The sequence below is a fragment of the Streptosporangium sp. NPDC000239 genome, from assembly GCF_040300765.1.
Lineage (GTDB): Bacteria > Actinomycetota > Actinomycetes > Streptosporangiales > Streptosporangiaceae > Streptosporangium.
The window spans coordinates 1-1,646 of sequence record NZ_JBEPEI010000049.1; the positions used below are offsets into that span (position 1 = coordinate 1).

The window sequence follows — 1,646 nt, forward strand, 5'->3', positions numbered from 1 at the left end:
GCGACGTACTGCGGGCAGGGGGCGGCCTCCGGCGGGGAGCAGCCGATCCAGATGTCGGTGTTCCCGGCGATGAGCATCCGGTCGGAGATCGGGTTCGACGCGTCGCCGAGTGTGGCCCGCTCAACGCCGAAGAGGCTCAGCGAGTAGGCGTCCTTGGCGTAGAAGGTCTCGTCGAACACCACCGCCTTCGGCAGTCCGAGACGGTCGAACCGCAGGAACGCCCCGAGCGCGGCGACGAACAACGGTCCCAGCCAGCCCAGCAGGACGTTTCCCGGCATGGGGGGCAGAAGTCGATCTCTGGTTAATCCCATTTAGGGAAGTATGGAGAAAAATCACCCTCTGTGGACAGCATCGTAAAGATCTCGTTTGGGAATCCCCGCCGACTTCGCGACGTCCACGATCGCCTGCTTCCTCGGCACCCCGGTCTCCGCGCGCCTGGCGACCTCGGCGACCAGGTCCTCGATGTCCGGCTCGACCTCCTGCGGGTCGTGCCCGGCGACCACCACGGTGATCTCGCCCTTGACCCCGTCGGCCGCCCACACGGCCAGTTCGCCCAGGCCGCCGCGCCGTACCTCCTCGTAGGTCTTGGTCAGCTCGCGGCAGACGGCGGCCCTGCGCTCGGCCCCGAACGCCTCGGCCATCGCGCCGAGCGCGGCCGCGAGCCGGTGGGGCGCCTCGAAGAACACCATCGTGCGTTCCTCGGCGGCCAGCGCCCGCAGCCTGCGGTCGCGCTCGCCCGGCTTACGCGGCGGGAAGCCTTCGAAGCAGAAGCGGTCGCTGGGCAGGCCGGAGACGGCCAGCGCGGTGGTGACCGCGGAGGGCCCTGGCAGCGAGGTGACCGTGATCCCGGCCTCGACGGCCAGGCGGGTCAGGCGGTAGCCCGGGTCGGAGACACCGGGCATCCCGGCGTCGGTGATGATCAGGACGGTCCTGCCGTCCCGCAGCTCGCCCAGCAGCTCGGCCGCCCGGCCCGCCTCGTTGGCGTCGTAGTAGGAGACGACCCTGCCGCCGATCTCCGCGCCCAGGTCGGCCGCCAGACGGCGCAGGCGGCGGGTGTCCTCGGCGGCGACCACGTCGGCGGTCTCCAGCGCCTCGCGCAGCCTCGGCGAGGCGTCGCCCGTCTGTCCGATCGGGGCTCCAGCGAGCACCAGCCTGCCGTTGTCGTTCACGGTTCCATCCTCCCGCATCCGACACGGGGTCCCAACAAGGGGAGAAGTTCCGTAATTGGACATGTAGGCGGTGTTTCTTAGGTTCGTGAGGGGAGGAGGCCCGTACGATGGCCGGGTGGCCGTGACCGACTTCCCCAACCAGGCGTTCGAACAGCCGGAGTCAGAACCGAGCACCGACTCGGCCGTCTCCGTGCGTGACCGGCTGGTGCCGCCGATGCCCGGCGGCGCCATGTGGGGCTGGATCGGCCCGCTGCTGGTGACGGTGTTCGGGGCGTTCCTCCGCTTCGTCAACCTGGGCCGCCCGAACGCGGTGATGTTCGACGAGACGTACTACGCCAAGGACGCGTGGTCCCTGGTCAATTTCCTCGCCGAACGCACCATGGTCAAGGACGCCGACAAGGTCCTGATGGCCGGCGGCACCGAGATCTGGCAGAAGTGCGCGCCCGCCGAGATCGACAAGTGCGCCTCCTACGTGGT

General features: G+C 69.6%; 1 protein-coding gene and 2 pseudogenes. 1 reads left to right on the forward strand and 2 read right to left on the reverse strand.

Annotation, left to right across the window (positions count from 1 at the left end; all coding sequences use genetic code 11):
* Positions 1–278: pseudogene (locus ABT340_RS42370) on the reverse strand (phospholipid carrier-dependent glycosyltransferase); the annotation flags it as partial.
* A 54-nt stretch (positions 279–332) separates the two neighbouring features.
* On the reverse strand, positions 333–1,187 hold the full coding sequence (rsmI, locus tag ABT340_RS42375; RefSeq protein ID WP_352016611.1) for a 16S rRNA (cytidine(1402)-2'-O)-methyltransferase: 855 nt from the start codon (positions 1,185–1,187) through the stop codon (positions 333–335).
* Between the two features lie 97 nt (positions 1,188–1,284).
* On the opposite strand from rsmI, the pseudogene ABT340_RS42380 reads away from it, so the two are divergent.
* A pseudogene (locus ABT340_RS42380) lies at positions 1,285–1,646 on the forward strand (phospholipid carrier-dependent glycosyltransferase); the annotation flags it as partial.

Excerpts from the sequence above, each read along its gene's own strand:
- rsmI (WP_352016611.1), bottom strand. The coding sequence starts at position 1,187 with ATGCGGGAGGATGGAACCGTGAACGACAACGGCAGGCTGGTGCTCGCT.